Origin of the sequence: Nonomuraea sp. NPDC050227, assembly GCF_044459705.1 — a bacterium.
In the GTDB taxonomy this organism is placed as follows: domain Bacteria; phylum Actinomycetota; class Actinomycetes; order Streptosporangiales; family Streptosporangiaceae; genus Nonomuraea.
Map to the genome: position 1 here is coordinate 31,944 of NZ_JBITJF010000003.1, position 21,610 is coordinate 53,553.

Consider the following 21,610-nt stretch of genomic DNA (forward strand, 5'->3'; position numbering starts at 1 on the left):
GTCCGGGACGTCAGCGGGGGAGGCGGCGGGTCAGGCGCATGCGGATGTCGTGCTCGGCCCACAGCACGAAACGTTCGACGGGCGTCACGGGATGGTCCTCGACCGGCTTGAAGGCGAACCTGCTGAGCAGCACGGCGAGCACCAGCTCGGCCTCGACCATGGCCAGGCTCGCGCCCTCGCAGCCGCGCGGCCCGAGGCCGAAGGGGAGGTAGGCGTAGCGGTGGCGGGCGGCCTGCTCCTCGGGGGTGAAGCGGTCGGGCCGGAAGGCGTGCGGGTCCGGCCAGTGGCGGGGGTCGAGGTGCACGGCCCAGAAGGGGTAGAAGATCGTGGTGCCGGCCGGGACGTGGTGGCCGTCCAGGGTGAGGTCCTCGGTGGTCTCGCGGGCGCCGTACGGGCCGGGCGGGTAGAGCCGCATCGACTCCTTGAGCGCCATCTCCAGGTACGGCAGGCGCCGCAGGTCGGCGTACTCGGGGGCGGCGCGGTCGCCCAGCACGTCGGCCAGCTCGGCGGCCACCCGCGCGGCCGGGCCGGGGTTGCGCGCGAGCAGGTGCAGGGTCCAGGAGACGGCCACGCCGGTGGTGTGGTGGGCGGCGAGCATGATCATGAGTACGGTGTCCCTGATCCGGGCGGGCGACATGTCGGCCCGCGCCAGGGCGGCGACCAGCTCGCTGCCGCCGCGGGCCAGCACCCCGTCCACGACCTCGCGCAGGTACGCCAGCGCCCGGTCGCCGCGCGCGAGGTCGTCGTCGCGCTCGTAGCGGCGGCCCAGGTGGACGGTCAGCACGGTCTCGAACGCGCTCACCACCCGCGCCGGGTCGGCGAGGCCGCCGCCCAGGGCGTACTGGGCGATCATGCGCAGGGACAGCTCGCTCAGGTCCTGCTGGAGCGCCACCGGGCCGTCGGCGGCGCGGCGCTCCCAGCGGTCGGCCAGCTCGGTGGCCAGGGCGACGAAGCCGGCGAAGTGCGCCTCGTGCGAGCGGCGGCCGGCGAGCACCGAGAGCAGGACCCGGCGGAAGGGGCCGTGCTCGTCGGCGGGGAGCGTCTGCAGGTTGCCGGCCTCGCACAGGGGCGCCAGGAACGCGAAGAGCTCGTCGGGGCGTGCGTCGATCGCGGCCGTGGCCTCCAGCAGCACGGGGTCGGCCACCGAGATCGCGGCCGGTGCGCCGGGGAGCTGGAAGCGCACCAGCGGGCCGTACCGCTCGTGCAGCCGCAGCTGGTAGGTGTGCAGGCCGCCGGCGGCCGCGACGGCGCTCAGCCCGCCGTCCGCCGCGGGAGGAGGGCCGGGGATGTCACGCATCCGGCCACCGTCTCGCGGACGCGCCCGCCCGGCAAGTGTCCCGGACCGGCCGCGGTCACCTTTCTCCGGTTCGCCGCGTCAGCAGAATGAGCACGCCACTTTGAGAGGAAATATCGCCATGACTCCCCATGACCTGCTGGCTGACCGGTTCGAGGGGCATCGTCCTCGTCTGAAGGCGGTCGCCTACCGCATGCTCGGCTCGCTGACCGAGGCCGAGGACGCGGTCCAGGAGGCGTGGCTGCGGCTGGCGCGCTCGGACTCGGGCGACATCGACAACCTGGGCGCCTGGCTGACCACCGTGGTGAGCCGGGTCTGCCTGGACGTCCTGCGCGCCCGCAAGGCCCTGCGAGAGGAGCCGCTGGAGGCGCGGCTGCCGGACCCGGTGGTCGGACGAGCGGAGACCGCCGACCCGGCCGCGGGCCCCGAGCAGGAGGCGCTGCTGGCCGACTCGGTGGGCCTGGCGCTGCTGGTCGTGCTGGAGTCGTTGGCACCGGCCGAGCGACTGGCGTTCGTGCTGCACGACATGTTCGGCCTGCCGTTCGAGCAGATCGCGCCCATCGTGGAGCGCACGCCGGTGGCGGCCAAGAAGCTGGCCAGCCGGGCGCGTCAGCGGGTGCGCGGCGCGGCCCCGACCCCCGATCCCGACCTCGCCGGTCAGCGGCGGGTGGTGGAGGCGTTCCTGGCCGCGGCCCGCGAGGGCGACTTCGGCGCGCTGCTGGCCGTCCTCGATCCGGACGTGGTGCTGCGCGCCGACCGCGGCCTGCTCACCGGCGGCATGAAGGTCGTCCGCGGCGCCGCGGACGTGGCCGGTCAGGCGGTCGCCTTCCGCCGCTCGCCCATCGGCGCGGTGGCCCGTCCGGCGCTCGTCAACGGTCTGGCGGGCCTGGTCAACACCGTCGAGGGCAGGCTGTACTCGGTCATGAGCTTCACCGTCAGCGACGGCCGGATCGCCGCGATCGACATCCTGGCCGACCCCGACCGGCTGGCCGTCCTCGACCTCACGCCCCTGGAGCGCCGATCGCCGGACGGTGATTGACGAAGGTCGCCGCGGTGCTGCACGATCGGTCGCGCGGGGTCGTCCACCGGCCGCCACCGACGAAGGGTTCGCTGATGACGCTCGCCTCCCGGCTCGGCCACGCCCCCGACGACCGGCTGCTCATCGTCAACGCCGACGACTACGGCATGAGCCGGTCGGCCAACCTCGGCATCACCTCCCTCCTGCGGGCCGGGGCGATCAGCTCGGCCACGGTGATGACGCCCTGCCCGTGGGCGCCGCAGGCCGCCGCCGAGGCCGCCGGTTTCGACGTCGGGGTGCACCTGACGCTGACCAGCGAGTGGGAGGGGTACCGCTGGGGCCCGGTCACCCGCGACCGGCCCGTCCCCACGCTGGTGGACGAGACCGGCTGCTTCTTCCGCGACTGCGCCTCCTTCGAACGGTCCGCCGACCCCGAAGAGGTCCGCGTCGAGATCGTCAACCAGATCCGCAAGGCCGTCGCGCTCGGCCTGGACCCCTCGCACGCCGACAACCACATGGGCAGCCTGTACGGCCTGGCCACCGGCCGCCACTTCCTGGACGTCGTCCTGCCGGTGTGCGCCGAGTTCGGCCTGCCCTTCCGCCTGCCCCGCTCGCTGGAGGGGACCGGCGCGCCGGAGGAGCTGGAGCCCGTGGCGCGGGCCCTGGCCGCGATGGCCGACGAGGCCGGCGTGGTCATCCTCGACCGCCTGTGGTCGCTGCCCTTCCAGCAGTCCGACGGCGAGGACTACGACTCGCTCAAGAAGGACATGATCGGGCTGCTGCGCTCGCTGCGGCCGGGCGTGACGGAGATCTACATCCATCCCTTCGAGGACACCGACGAGCTGCGCGCCATCATGCCGGGCGCCGCCAAGCGCGGCTGGGAGCTGGCCCTGTTCACCGACCCCGACGTCCGGGAGGTCCTGGACGCCGAGGACGTCAAGCTGATCGGCTGGCTGGACCTGCGGGCCGCGCAGCGCGGCGAACGCCCGTGACCTCGGGCCGCTGTCCGGGCCCGGTGGGCACCAGGTAGCGGCGTTTGCGCTCGGTGAGGTCGAGGAGCCGGCCGCCGTTGGCCTCGATGACCCGCCGGGAGGCGGTGTTCGTCCGGTCGCACATGACCAGGGCGGGGTCGACGCCCAGCCGCCGGGCGATCGGCAGCGCCGCGGCCAGCATCGCCGTCGCGTGGCCCAGACGGCGGGCGCCCGGGCGCACGTCGTAGCCGATGTGGCCGCCGAGCCGCTCCAGCTCCGGGGTGAGCCGGTGGCGGACGGCCAGCCTGCCGAGGAACCGGTCGCCGTCGGCCCACCACAGCGTGGTCATCGGCACGAACCCCGCGCGCACGCCCGCCGGGGTGCGCTCGCCCAGCAGCCGCCGGACGTAGGCCGCGAAGGCCGCCGGATCGGTCAGCGCCGCGGGATCGACGTCCTGGACGAACCACGGGAGCGGGAAGTCACGGTCGGCCCGGAACTCGGCCACCGCCTCCAGGAACGACGCCCGCAACCCGGGCGTGGGATCGACGAGGACCGGCATGCCGACCATGATGCCCGACGGCCGGTCAGGACGGGCGGGGTGTCCTCGCGGTGGCGCGGTCGAAGAGTTCGGCGAGCTCGTCGGCGCAGTGGTCGGGGTCGAGGCCGCCGGCGACCCGGTCGGCCACCGCGTCGATGCCGGCGCGCAGGGACGTGGCCATCAGGACGCTGTCGAACGTCCGGAACGCGCCGCTGCGCTGTCCGTCGTCGAACAGGGCGACCAGCCTGGCGATGGCGGCGTCCCGCTCGCCGCCCCCCACGGGCGCGCGGTTGAACGCGATCTGCTGGACCGCGCGCACGTGGGCCGGATGGGCGGCGATGAAGGCGATGTTCGCCCTGATGAACGCCTCCAGCTGGGCGCGGGCTCCGGACGCGGCCTCGATCGCCGGCCGCATGAAGGCGGCCGCGTCGGAGACGACCTGCCGGACGACGGCCTCGAAGAGCTGCTCCTTGGTGGAGAAGTGGTAGGAGATCAGCCTCTTGCTGCTGAGCCCGGCATGGTGGCAGATGGCCTCGAACGTGGTCTCCGGGTAACCCCGCTCGGCGAGCACGGCGATCGCGGCCGAGGCGATCTGGGCCTTGCGGGCCTCGGTGGCCGCCTGACGGGTTCCGGAGCTCTCCATGTCAGCCCAGCTTGCCACGCTTCGGGAACGCCGCACGCACGGCACGGCGGTTGACGACGACCGCGACGGCGGCGACCAGGACGCCGACCACGGCCTGCTCGGCCTTCATCCACAGCGGGTAGCCGCTGTCCGGCGCGAGGAGGATGAGCACCACGCCGATGGGCGCGGCGACGGAGACGAACCGGATGCGCACGTAGGCGGCCCGCCTGCCGCGGGCGGCCTGCCCGGCGAGGGAGACGAGCCAGGCGGAGGCGGCGGCGACGGCGGCGGCGCGCAGCCACACCACCCAGTTGCCGCCGACGACGGCGGCCACGCCGAGCGTGGCGATCGACAGGAGCAGCACGGCGGCGAAGAGGATCCGGACGAGCCGCCAGACCTGATTGTTATCCATGAGGATAAATTTACACGCCCGGATAAAAAACTGCGCGGGGATCCGCCGGGGAAAACTCGTTGCCGCCGGCCGGGCGGGGCGGCCACGATCGATCATGACGTGACCCGCGAGGTGCTCGCCTACTACGCACAGGATCTGGAGCACGACCGGCTGCGCGAGGGGCGCGGCCGGCTGGAGTTCTGGCGCACCCGGGACGTGCTGCGCCGCACGCTGCCGCCGCCCCCCGCCCGGGTCCTCGACGTGGGCGGCGGCACCGGCGTGCACGCCGAATGGCTGCTGGCCGACGGCTACGAGGTGGACCTGCTGGACCCCGTGCCGCTGCACGTGGAGCGGGCGGCGAGGGTGCCGGGGCTGCGCGCCCGGGTCGGCGACGCGCGGCGGCTGCCCGTGCCCGACGGCGGCGCGGACGCCGTCCTGCTGCTGGGCCCGCTCTACCACCTGGCCGACCGGTACGCGGCCGTGCTCGACACCGTCAACCTCGGCACCTACCTGGAGGAACGGCAGCGGGAGGCGGCCCATGCCGCCGCGGCGGACGGCGTCATGCTCTCCCCCAGGCGCGGATTCACCGCCTACTTCCACCACCCGGACGAGGTGGCCGCCGAGTTCGCCGAGGCCGGGCTGACCGTCGCGCACCGGCCCGGCTGAGTTTCCTTACACGCCCTTGATCTCCAAAGGTTCATAGTACTAGGAGCCTAGATAAATGGAGGAAGGGTTGATCGACTTCTATCTGGACGCCCGGTCCGGCGTGTCGCCGTACCTGCAGCTGGTCCAGCAGGTGCGGCACGCGCTGCGCCTGGGCCTGCTGCGTGAGGGCGACCGGCTGCCCACGGTCAAGGAGGTCGTCGCCGCGCTGGCGATCAATCCCAACACCGTGCTGAAGGCCTACCGCGAGCTGGAGCACGAGGGGCTGGCGGCGGCCCGGCCGGGGGTCGGCACGTTCGTCACCAGGACGCTGGCCGACGCCTCCCTGGCCGCGCACGGGCCGCTCCGCCAGGACCTGCGCCGCTGGCTGGCCAAGGCCCGCCTGGCCGGGCTCGACGACGAGAGCATCGAGGCGCTGTTCATGAGCACCTTCCGGGCCGCGGCGCGGCGGGGCACGGCATGAGCGGCGTCCTGACCGCCCAGGGGCTCGGCAGGAGGTACGGCAGGCGCTGGGCCCTGCGCGACTGCGCGCTCGACGTGCCGGCCGGTCACGTCGTCGGGCTGGTCGGCCCCAACGGGGTCGGCAAGACCACGCTGCTGAAGCTGGCCGGCGGTCAGCTGAGGCCGTCCGAGGGCAGCATCACGGTGCTCGGCGGGAACCCGCCGGACGCGCCGGGACAGCAGGCCAGGATCGGGTTCGTCGCCCAGGACGCCCCCGTCTACGCCGGGCTGAGCGTGGCCGAGCACCTGCGCCTGGGCGCGCGGCTCAACCCCGGCTGGGACGCCGCGCTCGCCGATGACCGCGTCCGGCGGCTGGGGCTCGACCCCGGGCAGCGGGCGGGCAGGTTGTCGGGCGGCCAGCGCGCCCAGCTCGCGCTCACCATGGGCCTGGCCAAGCGGCCCGAGCTGCTGCTCCTGGACGAGCCGGTCGCCGCGCTCGACCCGCTGGCCCGCCGCGAGTTCCTCCAGGGCCTGATGGAGGCCGTCGCCGAGCAGGAGCTGAGCGTGGTGCTCTCCTCCCACCTGGTCGCCGACCTCGAACGCACCTGCGACTACGTGGTCGTGCTGGCCGACTCGCTGGTGCGGGTCGCCGGCGAGGTCGAGGAGCTGCTGGCCACCCACCACCGGCTCACCGGGCCGCGCCGCGACCCCGGCCGGCTCCCCGGCGAGCAGCAGGTGATCTCCGCGCGCCACACCGACCGGCAGAGCACCCTGATCGTCCGCACGGACGCGCCGATCCACGACCCCGCCTGGACGGTCACCCCACTCAGCCTGGAGGACCTGGTGCTGGCCTACATGGAACGGCCGGCCGCCGTCCGTCCGCTCGCCCTGGAGGTGCAGCGATGATCTGGCTGACCTGGCGCCAGTTCCGCGCCGCCGCCGCGATGACGGCCGGGACGCTCGCCGTGCTCGCCGCCGTCCTGGCCGTGACCGGGCCGGAGCTGGCCGGCGACTACTCCGCCGGCGTCGCCGACTGCGCCGCCGACGGCGACTGCGCGCGCTTCTTCGACCGGTTCTTCGACGAGCACCAGGGCCCCTTCCTGGCCGCCACGGCCGTCGTGCTGGTCCTGCCGGCCCTGGTCGGGCTCTTCTGGGGGGCGCCGCTGATCACCCGCGAGCTGGAGAGCGGCACCCACCTGCTGGTGTGGAACCAGAGCATCACCCGCGGCCGGTGGCTGGCCGTCAAGCTCGGGCTCCTCGGGCTGGCCGCGGTGGCCGCCGCCGGGCTGTGCAGCCTCGTGGTGACCTGGTGGTCCGGCCCGCTGGACAGGTCCGCCGCGCCGGGGTTCGGGCTGATGGACCCGCTGGTGTTCGGGGCGCGCGGGATCGTCCCGATGGGGTACGCGGCCTTCGCGTTCGTCCTGGGCGTGACCGTCGGTCTGCTGGTCCGCCGTACGCTGCCGGCGATGGCGATCACGCTGGCCGTCTTCGCCGCGCTGCAGATCGCCGTGCCGCTGCTGGTCAGGCCCCACCTGCTGCCGCCGGTCAGCGCGTCGTTCGAGCTCGGCCACGACAACGTCGACGACTTCCTGGTGCCCGGCGGCGACGTCGGCGGCGCCGGTGCGCACGTGACGCTGGCCCCGGCGATCCCCGGCCGTCCGGGGGCATGGGTGCTGTCCGGCCGGCTCGTGGACGGCTCCGGGCGCGTGCTCGGCGACCAGGGCGACGGGGTCCTCATCCCGGTGTCCCTGACCTCGGGGCCCTGCGGGCCGTCCGCGATGCGGGAACAGGGCGAGGGCGCCATGAGCACGTGCCTGGCCGAGGTCAACCGGCTGGGGTACCGGCAGCGGGCGGTGTACCAGCCCTTCGAGCGCTTCTGGCCGTTCCAGTGGATCGAGACCGGGCTCTACGCCCTGCTCGCCCTGGGCCTGACGGCGTTCTGCTTCGACCGGCTCAGAAGGAGGCTGTCATGAGGGGCGGGACGCTGGCGGCGGGGCTCGTCCTGGTCCTGGCGACGGCCTGCGCCGGGCAGACGCCGCCGCGCGCCCGGCCCGGCGGGGCGGCGGCGGCCGCCCCGGCCGTGTGCGCGCCGCCGAAGGGCGGCGCTCCCCCCGGCGCGGAACGGCCGACCACGATCGACGTGGTGGGGCAGGCGTACCGGTGTGTCCTCGCCCGCTACTACGGCGCCGCCACCCTGGACCACCGGACGCTGCTCACCGCCGGGTTCGCCGCCTTCGTCACGGAACTCAACCGGGCCGGCCGCGACCTGCCCGAGGCCACGATGCCGGCGCTGACCGGCGACAGGACGGCCGACTGGGCCGCGTTCGAGGCGGCCTACCGGCGGGTCGCCGACCGGCTGCCGCGCGACGACGCCCTGCGCGCCCGGCTGGCCGCCGCCGCGCTGGAGGCGATCGTGGCCGCGCTCGGCGACGACCACGCCCGCTGGGAGCACGGCAGGCCACGCCCGCCCGAAGCCTACGACGGCGACCAGTACGGCCTGGGCCTCACGGCCAGCGCCCGCCCGGCCGACGCCCCCGGGACGGCGCTGCCGCCGCTGTTCGTGACCGCCGTGCCCGGCGGACCGGCGCGGGCCGCCGGAGTGCGCCCCGGCGATGTCGTCGAGTCGGTCGACGGCTCGGCGCCCTTCGTCGGCACGCAGGTCACCCCGGCCGTCGTCGCCGCGCTCCACCCGCGCTACCCGCAGGCCGCCCCGGTCCGGCTGCGGCTGCTGCGTCCCGACACCGGCCGCCGCCGCACCGTGACGCTGAAGCCCCGCCTGTTCCAGCCCGATCCGGACACCCTGCCGGTCGTGGCGGCCGGCCTGCTCGCCGGGGACGTCGCCCGCGTGCGGATGAGCGGCTTCGCGCCCGACTCCGCCGACCGGGTGCTGCGGGCGATCGCCAGGCTGCGGACCGGCAGGACGCTCGCCGGGATCGTGCTGGACCTGCGCGGCAACGGCGGCGGCAGCCCCGAGGAGGTGAACCGCCTGCTGGGCGGCTTCGCGCACGGCGCGGTGACCGCCTACCAGTGCGCCGCGGACGGCTCGTGCGAGACCATGCGGACCGACGACACCGTCCCGCTGGTCGGGCTGCCGCTGGTGGTGCTGACCGACCGGGGGTGCGCCTCGGCGTGCGAGCACTTCAGCGCCGCCGTCAAGGACCTGCGGCTCGGCCGGCTGGTCGGGACGCGGACGGCCGGGGCGGTGTCGGGGCCGGCGCAGCCGTACGCGCTGGGCGACAACACCGTTCTCGCGTTCCCGTCCAGGCATCACCTGGCGCCGGGACGCGAGGTGATCGACCGGGTCGGCGTGCCGCCCGACGTGCACGTGCCGCTGACCCCGCGCGACGCCGCCGCCGGGCGCGACCCGGCCCTGGCCGCGGCGCTGAACCTGCTGCACCCCTGACGATTCCCGTGCCGACGAGGACGGACCATCTCATGAGCCATGCCGTCGTACCGAAGCCGATCACCCGCGCCGTGTCGACCCTCCTGACCGCGTCGTGCCTGCTGTCGGCGTGCGCCGCGCCCGCGCCGCCGAGGGCCGCCGCCCGCCCGTCCGCCACGACCGCCGCGCCCGCCGCTCCCCCGGCGCTGCCCCCGCCGACCGGCGGCCGGCCGGTCGGCGCCACCGTCCTGTACCTGAAGGACGCCTCCCGCGCCGACCCGTGGGCCCCCGAGGCGAAGGCCAGGGAGCTGATGGTCACCCTGTGGTACCCGGCACGGACGCGGACGGGCACCCCCGCGCCCTACATGTCGGCCGAGGAGTCCGAGTTGACGCTGAAGGGCAAGCGGGTGACCAGTGCGCCCTCCGACGTGCTCAGCAAGGTGCGGACCAACGCCCGCACCGGCGCCGAGCCCGCCGGACGGGCGGGCGGCCTGCCCCTGGTGGTGCTCTCCCCCGGCTTCACCCTGCCGCGCGGCACGCTGACCGCCCTCGCCGAGGACCTGGCCTCGCACGGGTACGTCGTGGCCGGCGTCGACCACGCCTACGAGAACTACGCCACGACCTTCCCGGACGGGCGGATCGCGACGTGCGTGGCGTGCGACAGCGACACCGACCCCGGGTTCGGGCCGAGGGTGACCGCGGCGCGGGCGGCCGACGTCTCCTTCGTGCTCGACCGGCTGACCGGCCCGGACCCGGCGTGGCCGGGCGCGCGGCTGATCGACCGGAGGAGGATCGCGATGGCGGGCCACTCGATCGGCGGGGCCGCGGCGGTGGAGGCCATGCTGAAGGACCGCCGGATCCGCGCCGGCCTCGACATGGACGGCACCACGTACGCCCGGATCCCCAGGGGCGGGCTGTCGCGGCCGTTCCTGTTCCTGGGGTCGGCGGGCCACCCGCCGGGCGGGCGCGACACCTCCTGGGACCGCGACTGGAAGCTGCTGTCCGGCTGGAAGCGGTGGCTGACGCTGCCCGGCGCGGACCACCAGTCCTTCACCGACGTGCCGCTGCTGGCCCGGGCGCTCGGCCTGGGCGCGCCGGGCTCCCCGGACGCGCCCCGGCCCACGCAGATCGTCCGCGCGTACGTCCTGGCCTTCCTCGACCTGCACCTGCGCGGCAGGCCGCAACCGTTGCTGGACGGGCCGTCGGCGCGCTACCCGGAGGTGCGGTTCTGCGCGCCCGCGAGCAAGGACTGCCGGTGACCGCCCGGCCGGGAGCCCGCGGTCAGCTGAGGCGGTCGAGCAGGTCGTCGAGCGTCCCGGCGAGGGCCTGCGAGCTGGCCGGGGTGAACCAGGTGGTGCGGACGCGTTCGTTGCTGCCGTTCGGGGTCTCGTGGTCGGCCGCGAGCCGCGCCAGCGAACGGCTCTCGTCGCCCAGGGCCCGCCCGAGCCCCTGGAACAGGCCGCGGACGTAGCCCTCCGCCACCTCGGGCGGCACGCCGTGCCCGGCGGCCCACGTGCTGAGCGTGGCCAGGTAGGACAGGTGGGTGGTGAGCGTGGCGGTCAGCGCGGAGAAGACGTTGAAGGCCGCCTCGTCCTCGGCCGCGAGCACGCCGCCCAGCCGTTCGAACAGGGCGTCGGTCACCGGGTGGGACGGCCAGGTCACCGTGACGGAGTCGCGGTCGCGGACGGCGGGCAGCGGGATGGCCCGCACCAGGGCGGCCCGGGTGTCCAGGAGCTTGCGCAGCTCCTCGACGGCGACGCCGGCCATCACGTTGACCACGATCGTGTCGTCGGCCACCCGCAGGCCGGCCAGCGCGTCGTGCCGGTCCGGCGGGCGCACGGCGATGACGACCAGCTCGGCGCGGTCCGCCACCTCCTGGTTGGAGGCGCACACGTGCACGTCGGCGTAGCGCTGCGACAACTCCGCCGCCGCGCGGGCGCCCCGCGGGGAGAGGAACACCTCGGGACGCTCGCCGGGCCCCTCGCACAGGCCCGTCACGATGGCCCGGCCGATCTCGCCCACCCCGATGACCCCGATCCGCTGCACCAAGTCTTCCTCCCGATCCGTGGTCGTCCGTACTACAGCAGTCTGTACCGTTACTTCGGTTGCTGGCGGGATTCAGCGCGGAGACCTGCGTCCATAGCGTTGTCCTCATGAGCGATCCGTACAGAATTGACACATATGAGCGGGCGGCGCACAGCCCGCGGACCCGGCCGCGGCGATCGGCGTCGCGCCCCCTGCTGTGGATCATGGCGGTGTGCGGCGCGTCGGTGAACGTGGCGGCCAACATCGTCATGCGGGGCGATCTGACCGCCGTCGGGCTGGCGTCGGGCGTGGTGGGCGTGGCGGGCATCGCCGGGCTGCTGATCCTGCGCTTCGCCGGGGGCCGGTCATGAGCGCGGTCGCGAGGCCCGTCATGGAGGCCGTCGTCACGCTGGAGCGCGTGAGCAAGACCTACGGTGACGTGGTCGCCCTCGACGACGTCTCGCTGGCCTTCCCGCGCGGCCGGTTCGTGGCCGTGATGGGGCCGTCGGGCTCGGGGAAGAGCACCCTCCTGCAGGCCGCCGCGGCCCTGGAGCCGCCGACCTCCGGCGAGATCACCATCTGCGGCGTCGAGGTCACCCGCATGTCGGAGACCCGGCGCACGGAGTGGCGCAGGAAGCACCTGGGCTACGTGTTCCAGTCCTACAACCTGCTGCCCACCGTGACCGTCGAGGACAACGTCACGCTGCCGCTGCGGATGGCCGGGGTGCGCCCGGACCGGGCCTGGCTCGGCGAGCTGGTCGACCGGATGGGCCTGCGCGACCGGATGCGGCACCTGCCCACGGAGTTGTCGGGCGGCCAGCAGCAGCGGGCGGCGATCGTCCGGGCCCTGGCCGCGCGCCCGGACGTGGTGTTCGCCGACGAGCCCACCGGCGCCCTCGACCTGCGCAGCGCCGCCCACGTGCTGGACCTGCTGCGCGAGCTGGTCGACGACCTGGGCCAGACCGTCGTCATGGTCACCCACGACCCGGCCGCCGCGGCCCGCGCGCACGACACCGTGCTCATGGCCGACGGGCGGGTCCTTGACATCCTGCCCGCCCCGACCGCCGAGGACCTGGCCGTACGGCTGGCGCGGCTGAGCGCGGAGCGGGTCGCATGATCAGGCTCGCACTTGCGCTCGCCAAGGCGGGCGGGCTGGTCGTGGTGTTCGCGGCGGTGCTGGGCGGGATGGCGCTGGTGACCGGGACCGGCGTGCTGGTGGACTCGGCCTTCCGCGCGCAGCCGCCCCTGCGGCTGTCGGGCGCGGACGTGCTGGTCTCGGCCCCGCAGACGATCCCGCTGAAGGAGGAGCCGGACATCGCGCTCCCCGAACGCGCCAGGATCCCCGGCTCGCTGGTCGCCTCGGCGTCCGGGGTGCCCGGCGTCGCGGCCGTGGCCGGTGACGTCGCCTTTCCCGCCGCCGTCGGGTCCGGGACGGCCGGGCGGACCGCCGACCCGGCCACCGCCGGGCACGGCTGGTCGTCCCTGGCGCTGAGCGGCCGCATCACCGCCGGACGGGCGCCGCGCGCCGCCGACGAGATCGCGGTGAGCGGCGCGCGGGTCGGCGACCGGCTGCGCCTGACGGCGGCCGGCACGCCGGGCACCTACCGGGTGAGCGCCGTGGTGGACGCCCCCGGCGTGTACTTCACCGACGCCGTCGCCACCGCCCTGGCCGCCAGGACGGCGGGCCGGGCGCGGACGGTGGACCTCGTCGCGGTCCGCGCGGAGCCCGGCGTCTCCCCCGAGACGCTGGCCGCCCGGTTGAAGGCCCGCCTGGGCGACGGCTACGCGTACGCCACGGGCCTGGACCGGGCCGACGCGGAGTCGCCGGGCGCGGCGGCCGGCCGCGGGCTGCTGCTGGTCCTGCCCTCCTCGATCGGCGGGGTCAGCCTGCTGGTGGTCGGGTTCGTGGTGGGCGGCGGCCTGGCGCTGTCGGTCAACCGGCAGCGCCGCGACCTCGCCCTGCTGCGCGCGGCCGGCGCGACGCCGCGTCAGGTGCGCAGGCTGGTGACCATCCAGGCCGCGGCGGCGGCGCTGCCCGCTGTGCCGTTCGGGGCCGCGCTCGGCTACTTCCTGGCCGCCCGCTTCGGTGAGCTGCTGGCCGGGATCGGGCTGGTGCGCGCGGACCAGCCGCTGGTGTACGGGCCGCTGCCGGCCGTGGCCGCGACGCTGCTGCTGCTCGGCGTCACGCGGGTGGCCGCCTGGGCGGGGTCGTTGCGGGTCTCGCGCATGCCGGTGGTCTCCGGGCTGCCCGAGCCGCGCATGCCGTCGCCGGGGCGGACCCGGGCGGGGCTGGTGCTCATGCTCGGCGCGCTGGCGCTGTCCGTGACGCCGCTGTTCATGCGGGGCGAGGCGGGCATGATCGGTCCGGGCATCGCGTCGATCGTCGCGGTGATCGGCCTGGCGCTGGCCGGTCCGCGGCTGGTTCAGGGGGCGGCCGGGGCGGTGGCCGGTTCGCGGCTCATGACGCGGCTGCCCGGCTCGCTGTGGATGGCGGTGCACAACTCCCACGGGTACGCGCTGCGCACCGCCGGGGCCGTGGCCGCGCTCGGCATGGTCCTCACGCTCGGCCTCAGCGTGGTGCTCTCCCAGACCACGATGGCCAAGGCGCGCGCCGACGAGGTCGCTTCGGGCCTGCGCGGTCTCGTCACGATCACCGCTCCTGAGCTCGGCGGCGTCCCGCGCGGCCTGCTGGCCGACGTACGCTCGCGGACGAAGGCGGCGGGCATGGCGATGACGACCGTGGTGACCGAGCCGATGCTGACCGGCGACAGCCCCGCTCTGATGGCCACGCCCGCCATGGCGCTCGGCCCGGACGCCGAGGGCCTGGTCGACCTGGACCTCGCCGACGGCGGCCTGTCCGGCCTCAAGGGCGCGGCCGTCGCGGTGGAGGAGGGCCTGGGCCGGGTCGGCGGAAGCATCAACATGATCATGGGCGACGGCGCGCGGGTGCGGGCTCGGGTGGCCGCCACCTACCGGCGCGGCCTCGGGTTCGGCCCGATCGTGGTCTCCCGCGACCTGGCCGCCGCGCACACGACGACCGGCCTGGACAGCGCGGTGCTGGCCCGTCCTGCCGACTTCGGCGACCTCGCGAGCCGCCCCGGGCTGCACTTCGACGACCACGCCGCCGGACCGCAGGCCGCCATGGCCTCGGCCCAGACGCTGGTGAACGTGGCCGTGCTGGCCGTGCTGCTGGGCTACGTGCTGGTGGCGGTCGCCAACCGGCTGGTGGCGACGACGACCGCGCGCCGGGAGGAGTTCGCCGGGCTGCGCGCGATCGGCCTGACCCCGCGTCAGCTCCGGCGCGTGGTGCGCTGGGAGGCGCTGCTCGTGGGCGCCGGGGCGTCGCTGTCGGGGCTGGTGCTGTCGGCGGTGCCGCTGGTGCTGCTGAGCGTGGGCTTCCTGGCCCGCCCGCTGCCTGCCGGGCCGTTGTGGCTGGTCCCGGCCTCTATCCTGGCAGTGATGACGATTGTGTCCCTCGCCATGGAGCTACCCGCCCGGAAGATCATGACGTGACGTGAAAGCTCTGTGGCGGTTCGTTCGGTATCACTTGATCGTGTTCGCGTCGGCCCTGGCGGCGATGGTCTCGCTGGCGCTGCTGGCCGTGGGCATCGCGCTCGTCCCGGTGGGCGGGGCGGGGCTGGTCCTGGTGCCGCGCATGATGGCGGTGCTCCACCGGTGGACCGAGTGGCAGCGCGTGCAGGCCGGCGCGGTGCTGGGGGTCGCCGTGCCGGCGCGTCCGGCGCCGCCCGCCGTGACCGGAGTGCGCGACCAGTGGCGGCAGCTCCTGATGGGCACGCGGGCCAGGCGTGACCTGCGCTGGACGGCGCTGCACGTCGTCGTGGGCCTGCCCGCCGCGCTGGCCGCGCTCGGAGTGGCCGGGCTGCTGGTGAACCCCGTGCTGGAGGCCCCGCTGTGGTGGTTGTTCCCCGCGGACGACCCGCTGCGGCTGCTGGTGGCCCTGCCGGTCACCGGATGGGAGCAGGCGATCGGCATGGGCGTCGCGCAAATCGTGCTGGCCGCGCCGCTGGCCTGGTGGGCGCTGCCGCGGCTGGCCCGGCTGCACGCCCGCGCCTGCCTGGCCGCGCTCGCCCCCTCGGAGGCCGACCGGCTGGCCGAGCGGGTCGGCGAGCTGACCGAGAGCAGGTCGAACGTCCTCGACGCGCACGCCGCCGAGCTGCGCCGCATCGAGCGCGACCTGCACGACGGCACCCAGGCCCGGCTGGTCGCCATCGCGATGCGGCTGGCCATGGCCCGCGAGGCGCTCGACGACGACGGCGGGCCCGTCGGCCGGCTGCTGAAGGACGCGCACGAGGGCACCGAGGAGGCGATGACCGAGTTGCGGCAGGTGATCCGCACGATGTACCCGCCCGTCCTGGCCGACAGGGGGCTGGCCGGCGCGGTGGCCGCCGTGACGGCCAAGGCCGGCCTGCCCGTCGAGACGGACGTGAGCGGCCTCGGCGCCGTGCCCGCCGCGGTCGAGACGGCGGCCTACTTCATCGTGGCCGAGGCGGTCACGAACGCCACCAAGCACAGCGGCGCCGGCCACGTCACCGTACGGCTGGCGTCCGGACGCGTGCTGCGCATCGAGGTCTGCGACGACGGCAGGGGCGGCGTGGACGAGAGCCGCGGCACCGGCGTCACCGGCATCCGCAGGAGGGCCGCCGCGCTCGACGGTACCTTGTCCATCGACAGCCCTCCAGGAGGGCCCACCCGTCTCGTCGTGGAGCTGCCGTGCGCGTCGTGATCGCTGAGGACAACGTCCTGCTGTCCACGGGGCTGGAACTGCTCCTGACCAGCAAGGACATCGAGGTGGCCGCGGTCGTGCCGGACGCCGGCGCCCTGCTGGACGCCGTCACCGAGCACCGGCCCGACCTGGTGATCGCCGACGTGCGGCTGCCGCCGTCGTTCCGCGACGAGGGCATCAGGGCCGCCGTCGCCCTCCGGCGCGCCGACCCCGCCCTGCCCATCCTGGTCCTGTCCCAGTACGTCGAGCGCATCTACGCCCGCGAACTGCTGGCGCACGGCTCCGGCGGCGTCGGCTACCTGCTGAAGGACCGGGTCAGCCGGGTGAGCCAGTTCGTCGAGGACGTCCGCCGGGTGGCCGCGGGCGGCACGGTCATGGACCCCGAGGTCATCGCCCAGCTCATGGTCGGGCGGGGCCACGGCCTGGACAGCCTCACCGGCCGGGAGCGGGAGGTGTTGTCCTGGATGGCCCAGGGCCTGAGCAACACCGAGATCGGCGAACGGCTGACGATCACCGACAACGCGGTGCACAAGCACATCGGCAGCATCTTCGCCAAGCTCGGCCTGGCCGTCTCCGACGGCGGCCACCGCCGGGTCATGGCCGTGCTCACCTTCCTCGACGACCAGTGACCCGCCTCCCCTACGCCGGGCCCAGGCGGGCGCGGACGGCCGCCTCCACGTCGGGCGGCAGGGGGCCCTTGCGGGCGGCGGCGACGTTGGCCCGCAGGTGTTCCGGCCGGGCCGAGCCGACGATCACCGAGTGCAGCTCCGGATGGCCGAGGATGAACCGGAGCAGCAGTTCGGTCACCGGCGCGCCGTCCGCCAGCTCCTCCAGGCGGGCGGCGGCGAGCCGGGCGTGGCGCTGCGCCAGCGGCCGGCGCACCGGCTCGGGCACGGCCTCGGGCGGCGGCGCGAGCGAGCGGGCCACCGCCCCGCGGGCGATCGTGCCCGCCCCGCTCGCCGCGGCGGCCCCGACGAGCCCTTCGTGGGAGCGGTCGAGCGCCGAGTAGGGCAGCAGGAACACGTCGAACGCGCCCGTCGCGATGTGCTCGGGGAGGTGCGGCAGCTCCCCCGACATGCCGGTGAAGCGGATCAGGCCCTCGTCCTGGAGTTCCCGCATCCCGGCGACGGTGTCCTCGGCCGCCATCACCGAGACGCTCGGGCTGAGGTGCACCATCAGGACGTCGAGATGGCCGGTGCGCATCCGGCGCAGGCTCCGCTCGACGCCCGCGCGCACGTTCGCCCTCGTGTAGTCGTGCGCGGGGTCGCCGTCCGTGAGGGAACAGCCGCACTTGCCCGCCAGGACGAACTCGTCGCGGCGGTGCGCGATCCAGCGGCCGATGTGCTCCTCGGCGTCGCCGTAGTCGGGCGCGGTGTCGATGAGGTTCACGCCGGCGTCGAGGGCCTCGTTCAGCACGGCGCGGGCCGCGTCGTCGGACACCGGCGGGCCCCAGGCGCGAGGGCCGCGCAGCTCCATGGCGCCGTAGCCGAGGCGGCTCACGCGCAGGCCGGTGCGGCCCAGTGTGGTGGCAGGGAGCGTCATGTCAGTGCTTGGCGTAGTGGCCGGCGACGGCGGCGAAGGCGGCCTTGGGGTCCCAGGGCAGGCCGGGGTAGGCGGCGCCGGAGCGGTCCTCGTAGACCTTGACGACGCCGTAGCTGGCCAGGTCCAGGTCGTCGCGGGGGTCGCCGTCGGGGCGATGCGGGTGGTCGCGCAGCGCGAAGGTGAACACGAAGGTGCTGTCCACGCCGGCGGCCTCGAAGAGCTCCAGCAGCTCGCGCACGTACGCGGCCTGGCCCTCCTCGTCGCGGACGTGCTCGCCGGTCAGCCGGAGGGGCTCGCGGGTGCCCGGTGCGTACTCGACGATCTCCAGGCCGAGCGCGCCCCGGTCGCCCGCGCCGCGGTAGGTCGCCGAGCCGAACTCGGTGATCGCGACCGGCCTGCCCTCCGCGACGAGGCCGCGCACGCCCTGCTCGAACACGTCCACGATCTCGGCCGACCGGTAGAGGTCCACGGAGACGAGGTCGAACGGCGTCCAGTCGACGCCTTCGAGCGGCACGGAGGCGTACGTCACCCGGCCGCCGAACCGCTCGCGCACGACGGCCACCGCCCGCCCGAGGAAGTCGTTGACCCGCGTGCGCACGCCGCCGACCAGCTCGCGCACCCGTTCCGGACGGCTCAGCAGGGCGACCCGCTCGTCGATGTCGTCCCCGGGCAGGAAGCCCTTGCTCATCAGGCACAGCTCGGCGCCGGTGACGAAGACCACCTCGGCGCCGCGCCGCCTGAGCCGTTCGGCGCGCTCGGCGCAGTCGGCGAACAGCGCCAGCATCTCCTCCTCGGTCAGCTCCAGCGGATAGGGCGAGAACCAGACCTCCAGCCCGAGGTCGGCGGCATGACCGGCGGCGATCTCCAGGCGGTCGGGGTCGCCGCCCATGACGCGGACGGCCGTGCAGTGCAGGTCGTCCCGGATGACGCGCATCTCGCGCGCCACCACGTCGGGGTCGAACCCCGGGTGGCCGATCGTCCCGTTGACGACGAACCCGGTGTCGTAGCTGATGCCTTTGGCACGCATGGGCGTTCCCTTCTCATTTACGGTACTGACCGTACCTTAGCCTATATGAGGTACGGTCGGTACCCTCAGATCGAGGAGGGTGGCGATGGCCGAGGCAGGCGGGCGGACACGGCGGCGCGGGGTGGCGCTGGAGGAGGCGATCCTGAGCGCGGCGGCCGACGAGCTCACCGAGTCGGGCTTCGCCGGGCTGACCATGGACAAGGTCGCCGCCCGCGCCGGCACCAACAAGAACGCCATCTACCGCCGCTGGCCGGGCCGCCTGGCCCTCGGCGTCGCCGCCTACAAACGGCTGGCCACGACGGTCTCGCCGCCCGACACCGGCGAGCTGCGCGGCGACGCCCTGGAGCTGCTGCGCCGGGCCAACCGCTACTGGAGCTCGCCGCTCGGCGCGATCCTGCGCGACCTGATCGCCGCCGCGGGCGGCGCCGCCGAGCTGCTGGCCCAGCTCCAGGAGCAGTCGCACGACGCGGTGGCCGCGCCCTGGCTGGCCGTCCTCGAACGGGCGGTGGCCCGCGGCGAGGCCGCACCCGAGTCGCTGCGCCCGAGGGTCGCCACGGTGGCCATCGTGCTGCTGCGCAACGAGTTCGTGGTGCGAGGGGCGCCCAGCGCGCCTGACGACGTCCTCGTGGAGATCGTGGACGAGGTCTTCCTGCCGCTGGTCCGGCGAGGTCGGGACGCCTGAGGCGGGCTCACCAGAGCCGGTCGATCTCCCCGGGATGGAGCGCGATGCGCGCGTGGTGGAACGACAGCCGGTGCGCCCGGCCGTGGGGTGAGGGGAAGTCGCCCATCGTGACCTTGTCGAACCCGGGCAGGTCGCTGGGGAAGGGCGCCTGCGGGGTGCCGCCGACCAGCACCGCGCCGGGGATCGCCGACCAGCCGGCGCTCTCGTAGAAGCCCTGGAGCGGCCGGTCGCAGGTGAACAGGGCGACGTCGAAGCCCGCTTCGGCGATGGCCGCGCGCGCGGCGCCCACCAGGCGGCGGCCGTGCCCCCGGCCGCGGGCGGCCTTCCTGGTCACCACGGTGCTCAGGCCCGCGGCGCGGAACCGGTGGCCGGCATGGGTGAGGGTCTTGGACAGGATGTCCAGGGCGGCCAGGACCGTCCCCTCGTCGCGCCGGTCGCCCTCGTCCCGCCCGTCGCGCTCGTCGAGGAGGAGCATGGTGCGGGGGGCAAGGGCGGGGTCGTGCGCGGGGCCGCCGCCGTCGGGCGCGGGGAAGTCGTGGCCGGGCCAGGCCTCCCGTTGCAGGTCGCGCACCTGGGCCAGCAGGTGCGCGGGCACGTCCGGCTCGGGGAACGACCTGATGGGCATGGTTCCCGAGTGTGCCGTGCGACGGCTCTCCGGGCAAACGGGGGCCGGTCGGACGGGTCAGGGGTGGGTGGCGGGCGAGGGGCGGTTGTCGTCGTCCTGGCCGCCGGGCGTGGCCGCCAGGATGTCGGTCAGGACCGTCAGGATGCGTTCGGCGTCGGTGAGCAGGCTGCCGCTCAGCGCCCAGCCGGCCGGGTGGGCGACCTCGCCCTTCTGGATCTCCGTCGTCATCTGGTCGTGGATGCGGCTCGCCTGCGCCTCCGCCCGGCCGAGCAGGGTGCGGGCCCTCCCGAGGTCCGGGTCGCGGCGTACGGTGGCGGTCAGGGCGTCGCCCAGGACGTCCAGGAGGTCGGCGTAGTCGCGGGCGTAGTCGGGGCTGACGTCGGTCGAGGGCCCGTCGTGGTGTTCCAGGTGGGCCAGGGCGTGCACGATCGTGTGCACGTGCGCGGCCAGCGTGGTCAGCCGGCGCAGCAGCTGCTCGTGGTCCTGCGCGGCTCGCGGGCCAGGCGGCGCACGGCCGCGTCGGGCCGGTCGCGGTACAGCGGCGGCCACAGCACGCTGTTGACCAGCGCCCCGCTCAGCGCGCCGATGGCCGTGGCCAGCACGTACGCCAGCAGGTAGCGCTCCTGGGAGGCGGCGGCGAAGGAGAGCAGCAGCACGGCGGTGGTGGCGACGTCGGAGCCGTGGTTGCCCATGCGGTGCCAGCGGGCGGCGACCAGCGCGGGCGGCACGACCAGGACCAGGCTGAGCACGCCCAGGCCGAGCAGGTGCCCGATGCTGCCGGCCAGGATGACCCCGGCGCCGACCGCGGCGACCCGGCGCAGGCCGTTGGTGAGCGTGCGGTACACGGTGGCGTGCACCATGATCACCGCGGTGGCGGGGGCGATCCAGGTGGCGCCGAGCGCCAGCAGCCGGCTGGCCGTCAGCCAGGCCAGCACCGCCGCCAGCGTCGCCTTGGCGATCTGCAACGCCTGCAACCGCTGGTACGACCCCGGCTTGGCCAGCCCGGCGGCCTGCCCGCGCACGTACGACAGCTCACGCCTGACGGCCGCGGACAACCGGCCACTCCAGCCACGCCACATGACGTGACATTTACTCACATTTAGGGCAAGCCGCAAGCATCTCCACGCCGGAGAGCCCGCCCGCGCCGGCATGAGAGGATCACGGGCCATGGAGATCATCGACAGCGGCCGGTTCGAGCCCGCCCCGGACGGTTCCGCCAACTTCGCCGAGCACCTGAGCGTGCCCGCGCTCAGCTTCGGCACGTACTCCATCCCGGCCGGCGCCGTCGACGGCCAGTCGCCGCACGCCGAGGACGAGATCTACGTCGTCACCAGCGGGCGCGCCTCCTTCACCTCGGGCGGCGTCACCATCGAGGTCGGCCCCGGCAGCAGCCTGTTCGTCCCGGCCCGCGAGGAGCACCGCTTCCACGACGTCACCGAGGACCTGGTGACGCTGGTGTTCTTCGGGCCCGCCTACAGCGGCGTCCCCACGTCCTGACGCCCCCCGCCGTCAGGCTGGCGAACTCGCGGGCCGCGAGCGCGCCACGAGCGCGCCGCGCTGAGGAGACTGGAGGGCGGGAGCGGCCGGCCGGCCGTCCCGTCGCGTGACCGTCGCCCACCGTTGCCGCCCGGCCCTGACGAGATGA

At 75.0% G+C, this 21,610-nt stretch carries 25 protein-coding genes; 15 read left to right on the forward strand and 10 right to left on the reverse strand.

Features of this window, described 5'->3' with window-relative positions; translation table 11 throughout:
* Nucleotides 1-10: 10 nt before the first annotated feature.
* Complete coding sequence (locus ACIBK9_RS12560; protein ID WP_397157646.1) at nucleotides 11-1,297, reverse strand: cytochrome P450; 1,287 nt, start codon at nucleotides 1,295-1,297, stop codon at nucleotides 11-13.
* A gap of 118 nt (nucleotides 1,298-1,415) precedes the next feature.
* On the opposite strand from ACIBK9_RS12560, the gene ACIBK9_RS12565 reads away from it, so the two are divergent.
* Both ACIBK9_RS12565 and ACIBK9_RS12570 read left to right on the forward strand, forming a co-directional pair.
* A complete protein-coding gene (locus ACIBK9_RS12565; protein ID WP_397157648.1) occupies nucleotides 1,416-2,333 on the forward strand; it encodes a sigma-70 family RNA polymerase sigma factor in 918 nt (305 codons plus the stop codon).
* A gap of 74 nt (nucleotides 2,334-2,407) precedes the next feature.
* Nucleotides 2,408-3,304 carry a polysaccharide deacetylase family protein gene (locus ACIBK9_RS12570; protein ID WP_397157650.1) on the forward strand — a complete coding sequence of 299 codons (897 nt, stop codon included), beginning with the start codon at nucleotides 2,408-2,410 and terminating at the stop codon, nucleotides 3,302-3,304.
* Here ACIBK9_RS12570 and ACIBK9_RS12575 read toward each other — a convergent pair.
* Genes ACIBK9_RS12575 through ACIBK9_RS12585 form a run of 3 tightly spaced genes read right to left on the reverse strand, consistent with a single transcriptional unit; the run spans nucleotide 3,249 to nucleotide 4,855 of the window.
* Nucleotides 3,249-3,842 (reverse strand): GNAT family N-acetyltransferase, encoded by a 594-nt coding sequence (locus ACIBK9_RS12575; protein WP_397157652.1) that lies wholly within the window; start codon nucleotides 3,840-3,842, stop codon nucleotides 3,249-3,251. The two genes, ACIBK9_RS12570 and ACIBK9_RS12575, sit on opposite strands and share 56 nt — an antisense overlap.
* A gap of 25 nt (nucleotides 3,843-3,867) precedes the next feature.
* Nucleotides 3,868-4,464 carry a TetR/AcrR family transcriptional regulator gene (locus ACIBK9_RS12580; protein ID WP_358297399.1) on the reverse strand — a complete coding sequence of 199 codons (597 nt, stop codon included), beginning with the start codon at nucleotides 4,462-4,464 and terminating at the stop codon, nucleotides 3,868-3,870.
* Nucleotide 4,465: 1 nt separating this feature from the next.
* A complete protein-coding gene (locus ACIBK9_RS12585; protein WP_352330754.1) occupies nucleotides 4,466-4,855 on the reverse strand; it encodes a hypothetical protein in 390 nt (129 codons plus the stop codon).
* Between the two features lie 99 nt (nucleotides 4,856-4,954).
* Between ACIBK9_RS12585 and ACIBK9_RS12590 the strand changes: the two genes are divergently transcribed.
* Genes ACIBK9_RS12590 through ACIBK9_RS12615 form a run of 6 tightly spaced genes read left to right on the forward strand, consistent with a single transcriptional unit; the run spans nucleotide 4,955 to nucleotide 10,579 of the window.
* Nucleotides 4,955-5,500, forward strand: coding sequence for a class I SAM-dependent methyltransferase (locus ACIBK9_RS12590; RefSeq protein ID WP_397157654.1), 546 nt, complete (start codon nucleotides 4,955-4,957; stop codon nucleotides 5,498-5,500).
* A 55-nt stretch (nucleotides 5,501-5,555) separates the two neighbouring features.
* Nucleotides 5,556-5,960 carry a GntR family transcriptional regulator gene (locus ACIBK9_RS12595; RefSeq protein WP_397157656.1) on the forward strand — a complete coding sequence of 135 codons (405 nt, stop codon included), beginning with the start codon at nucleotides 5,556-5,558 and terminating at the stop codon, nucleotides 5,958-5,960.
* Nucleotides 5,957-6,844 (forward strand): ABC transporter ATP-binding protein, encoded by an 888-nt coding sequence (locus tag ACIBK9_RS12600; RefSeq protein ID WP_397157658.1) that lies wholly within the window; start codon nucleotides 5,957-5,959, stop codon nucleotides 6,842-6,844. The genes ACIBK9_RS12595 and ACIBK9_RS12600 overlap by 4 nt, the downstream gene beginning before the upstream one ends.
* Nucleotides 6,841-7,911: an ABC transporter permease gene (locus ACIBK9_RS12605; RefSeq protein ID WP_397157660.1), complete on the forward strand. Its 1,071-nt coding sequence runs from the start codon at nucleotides 6,841-6,843 to the stop codon at nucleotides 7,909-7,911. The genes ACIBK9_RS12600 and ACIBK9_RS12605 overlap by 4 nt, the downstream gene beginning before the upstream one ends.
* Complete coding sequence (locus tag ACIBK9_RS12610; RefSeq protein ID WP_397157662.1) at nucleotides 7,908-9,341, forward strand: S41 family peptidase; 1,434 nt, start codon at nucleotides 7,908-7,910, stop codon at nucleotides 9,339-9,341. Before ACIBK9_RS12605 ends, ACIBK9_RS12610 begins: the two co-directional genes overlap by 4 nt.
* Nucleotides 9,342-9,373: 32 nt before the next feature.
* On the forward strand, nucleotides 9,374-10,579 hold the full coding sequence (locus ACIBK9_RS12615) for an alpha/beta hydrolase family protein (protein WP_397157664.1): 1,206 nt from the start codon (nucleotides 9,374-9,376) through the stop codon (nucleotides 10,577-10,579).
* 22 nt (nucleotides 10,580-10,601) lie between these two features.
* On the opposite strand, the gene ACIBK9_RS12620 is transcribed toward ACIBK9_RS12615, so the two are convergent.
* Nucleotides 10,602-11,366 carry an NAD(P)-binding domain-containing protein gene (locus tag ACIBK9_RS12620; protein WP_397157666.1) on the reverse strand — a complete coding sequence of 255 codons (765 nt, stop codon included), beginning with the start codon at nucleotides 11,364-11,366 and terminating at the stop codon, nucleotides 10,602-10,604.
* Between the two features lie 107 nt (nucleotides 11,367-11,473).
* Between ACIBK9_RS12620 and ACIBK9_RS12625 the strand changes: the two genes are divergently transcribed.
* From ACIBK9_RS12625 to ACIBK9_RS12645, 5 genes are read left to right on the forward strand one after another with little or no spacing between them, the layout of a single operon-like run.
* On the forward strand, nucleotides 11,474-11,716 hold the full coding sequence (locus tag ACIBK9_RS12625) for a hypothetical protein (protein ID WP_397157668.1): 243 nt from the start codon (nucleotides 11,474-11,476) through the stop codon (nucleotides 11,714-11,716).
* On the forward strand, nucleotides 11,713-12,462 hold the full coding sequence (locus tag ACIBK9_RS12630; protein WP_397157670.1) for an ABC transporter ATP-binding protein: 750 nt from the start codon (nucleotides 11,713-11,715) through the stop codon (nucleotides 12,460-12,462). The genes ACIBK9_RS12625 and ACIBK9_RS12630 overlap by 4 nt, the downstream gene beginning before the upstream one ends.
* Nucleotides 12,459-14,858, forward strand: coding sequence for an FtsX-like permease family protein (locus ACIBK9_RS12635; RefSeq protein WP_397157672.1), 2,400 nt, complete (start codon nucleotides 12,459-12,461; stop codon nucleotides 14,856-14,858). Before ACIBK9_RS12630 ends, ACIBK9_RS12635 begins: the two co-directional genes overlap by 4 nt.
* A 40-nt stretch (nucleotides 14,859-14,898) precedes the next feature.
* Nucleotides 14,899-16,089, forward strand: a complete 1,191-nt coding sequence (locus ACIBK9_RS12640) for a histidine kinase (protein ID WP_397157674.1) — start codon at nucleotides 14,899-14,901, stop codon at nucleotides 16,087-16,089.
* A complete protein-coding gene (locus ACIBK9_RS12645) occupies nucleotides 16,077-16,718 on the forward strand; it encodes a response regulator (protein ID WP_387682178.1) in 642 nt (213 codons plus the stop codon). The genes ACIBK9_RS12640 and ACIBK9_RS12645 overlap by 13 nt, the downstream gene beginning before the upstream one ends.
* 10 nt (nucleotides 16,719-16,728) lie before the next feature.
* Here the strand turns inward: ACIBK9_RS12645 and ACIBK9_RS12650 are convergent, their stop codons facing one another.
* Both ACIBK9_RS12650 and ACIBK9_RS12655 read right to left on the reverse strand, forming a co-directional pair.
* Nucleotides 16,729-17,631: an aldo/keto reductase gene (locus ACIBK9_RS12650; RefSeq protein WP_397157676.1), complete on the reverse strand. Its 903-nt coding sequence runs from the start codon at nucleotides 17,629-17,631 to the stop codon at nucleotides 16,729-16,731.
* Nucleotide 17,632: 1 nt separating this feature from the next.
* On the reverse strand, nucleotides 17,633-18,658 hold the full coding sequence (locus ACIBK9_RS12655; RefSeq protein ID WP_397157678.1) for a hypothetical protein: 1,026 nt from the start codon (nucleotides 18,656-18,658) through the stop codon (nucleotides 17,633-17,635).
* An 85-nt stretch (nucleotides 18,659-18,743) separates the two neighbouring features.
* Between ACIBK9_RS12655 and ACIBK9_RS12660 the strand changes: the two genes are divergently transcribed.
* Nucleotides 18,744-19,340: a TetR/AcrR family transcriptional regulator gene (locus ACIBK9_RS12660; RefSeq protein ID WP_397157680.1), complete on the forward strand. Its 597-nt coding sequence runs from the start codon at nucleotides 18,744-18,746 to the stop codon at nucleotides 19,338-19,340.
* Nucleotides 19,341-19,347: 7 nt separating this feature from the next.
* On the opposite strand, the gene ACIBK9_RS12665 is transcribed toward ACIBK9_RS12660, so the two are convergent.
* Genes ACIBK9_RS12665 through ACIBK9_RS12675 form a run of 3 tightly spaced genes read right to left on the reverse strand, consistent with a single transcriptional unit; the run spans nucleotide 19,348 to nucleotide 21,020 of the window.
* Nucleotides 19,348-19,965, reverse strand: a complete 618-nt coding sequence (locus tag ACIBK9_RS12665; protein ID WP_397157682.1) for a GNAT family N-acetyltransferase — start codon at nucleotides 19,963-19,965, stop codon at nucleotides 19,348-19,350.
* 57 nt (nucleotides 19,966-20,022) lie between these two features.
* Nucleotides 20,023-20,403 carry a hypothetical protein gene (locus tag ACIBK9_RS12670; protein ID WP_397157684.1) on the reverse strand — a complete coding sequence of 127 codons (381 nt, stop codon included), beginning with the start codon at nucleotides 20,401-20,403 and terminating at the stop codon, nucleotides 20,023-20,025.
* A gap of 17 nt (nucleotides 20,404-20,420) precedes the next feature.
* Nucleotides 20,421-21,020 carry an aromatic acid exporter family protein gene (locus ACIBK9_RS12675; protein ID WP_397157686.1) on the reverse strand — a complete coding sequence of 200 codons (600 nt, stop codon included), beginning with the start codon at nucleotides 21,018-21,020 and terminating at the stop codon, nucleotides 20,421-20,423.
* Between the two features lie 112 nt (nucleotides 21,021-21,132).
* Here ACIBK9_RS12675 and ACIBK9_RS12680 point away from each other — a divergent pair, with 112 nt between their 5' ends.
* Entirely contained in the window at nucleotides 21,133-21,462 is a 330-nt protein-coding gene (locus ACIBK9_RS12680; RefSeq protein ID WP_397157688.1) for a cupin domain-containing protein, read from the forward strand.
* Nucleotides 21,463-21,610 lie beyond the last annotated feature (148 nt).

Bases quoted from the DNA above. Each gene is read 5' to 3' on its own strand.
- ACIBK9_RS12660 (WP_397157680.1), top strand. From the start codon at position 18,744: ATGGCCGAGGCAGGCGGGCGGACACGGCGGCGCGGGGTGGCGCTGGAG.
- ACIBK9_RS12605 (WP_397157660.1), top strand. From the start codon at position 6,841: ATGATCTGGCTGACCTGGCGCCAGTTCCGCGCCGCCGCCGCGATGACG.
- ACIBK9_RS12655 (WP_397157678.1), bottom strand. From the start codon at position 18,658: ATGCGTGCCAAAGGCATCAGCTACGACACCGGGTTCGTCGTCAACGGG.
- ACIBK9_RS12580 (WP_358297399.1), bottom strand. From the start codon at position 4,464: ATGGAGAGCTCCGGAACCCGTCAGGCGGCCACCGAGGCCCGCAAGGCC.
- ACIBK9_RS12570 (WP_397157650.1), top strand. From the start codon at position 2,408: ATGACGCTCGCCTCCCGGCTCGGCCACGCCCCCGACGACCGGCTGCTC.
- ACIBK9_RS12600 (WP_397157658.1), top strand. From the start codon at position 5,957: ATGAGCGGCGTCCTGACCGCCCAGGGGCTCGGCAGGAGGTACGGCAGG.
- ACIBK9_RS12665 (WP_397157682.1), bottom strand. From the start codon at position 19,965: ATGCCCATCAGGTCGTTCCCCGAGCCGGACGTGCCCGCGCACCTGCTG.
- ACIBK9_RS12595 (WP_397157656.1), top strand. From the start codon at position 5,556: ATGGAGGAAGGGTTGATCGACTTCTATCTGGACGCCCGGTCCGGCGTG.
- ACIBK9_RS12615 (WP_397157664.1), top strand. From the start codon at position 9,374: ATGAGCCATGCCGTCGTACCGAAGCCGATCACCCGCGCCGTGTCGACC.
- ACIBK9_RS12625 (WP_397157668.1), top strand. From the start codon at position 11,474: ATGAGCGATCCGTACAGAATTGACACATATGAGCGGGCGGCGCACAGC.
- ACIBK9_RS12575 (WP_397157652.1), bottom strand. From the start codon at position 3,842: ATGCCGGTCCTCGTCGATCCCACGCCCGGGTTGCGGGCGTCGTTCCTG.
- ACIBK9_RS12680 (WP_397157688.1), top strand. From the start codon at position 21,133: ATGGAGATCATCGACAGCGGCCGGTTCGAGCCCGCCCCGGACGGTTCC.
- ACIBK9_RS12565 (WP_397157648.1), top strand. From the start codon at position 1,416: ATGACTCCCCATGACCTGCTGGCTGACCGGTTCGAGGGGCATCGTCCT.
- ACIBK9_RS12650 (WP_397157676.1), bottom strand. From the start codon at position 17,631: ATGACGCTCCCTGCCACCACACTGGGCCGCACCGGCCTGCGCGTGAGC.
- ACIBK9_RS12610 (WP_397157662.1), top strand. From the start codon at position 7,908: ATGAGGGGCGGGACGCTGGCGGCGGGGCTCGTCCTGGTCCTGGCGACG.
- ACIBK9_RS12635 (WP_397157672.1), top strand. From the start codon at position 12,459: ATGATCAGGCTCGCACTTGCGCTCGCCAAGGCGGGCGGGCTGGTCGTG.
- ACIBK9_RS12585 (WP_352330754.1), bottom strand. From the start codon at position 4,855: ATGGATAACAATCAGGTCTGGCGGCTCGTCCGGATCCTCTTCGCCGCC.
- ACIBK9_RS12560 (WP_397157646.1), bottom strand. From the start codon at position 1,297: ATGCGTGACATCCCCGGCCCTCCTCCCGCGGCGGACGGCGGGCTGAGC.
- ACIBK9_RS12630 (WP_397157670.1), top strand. From the start codon at position 11,713: ATGAGCGCGGTCGCGAGGCCCGTCATGGAGGCCGTCGTCACGCTGGAG.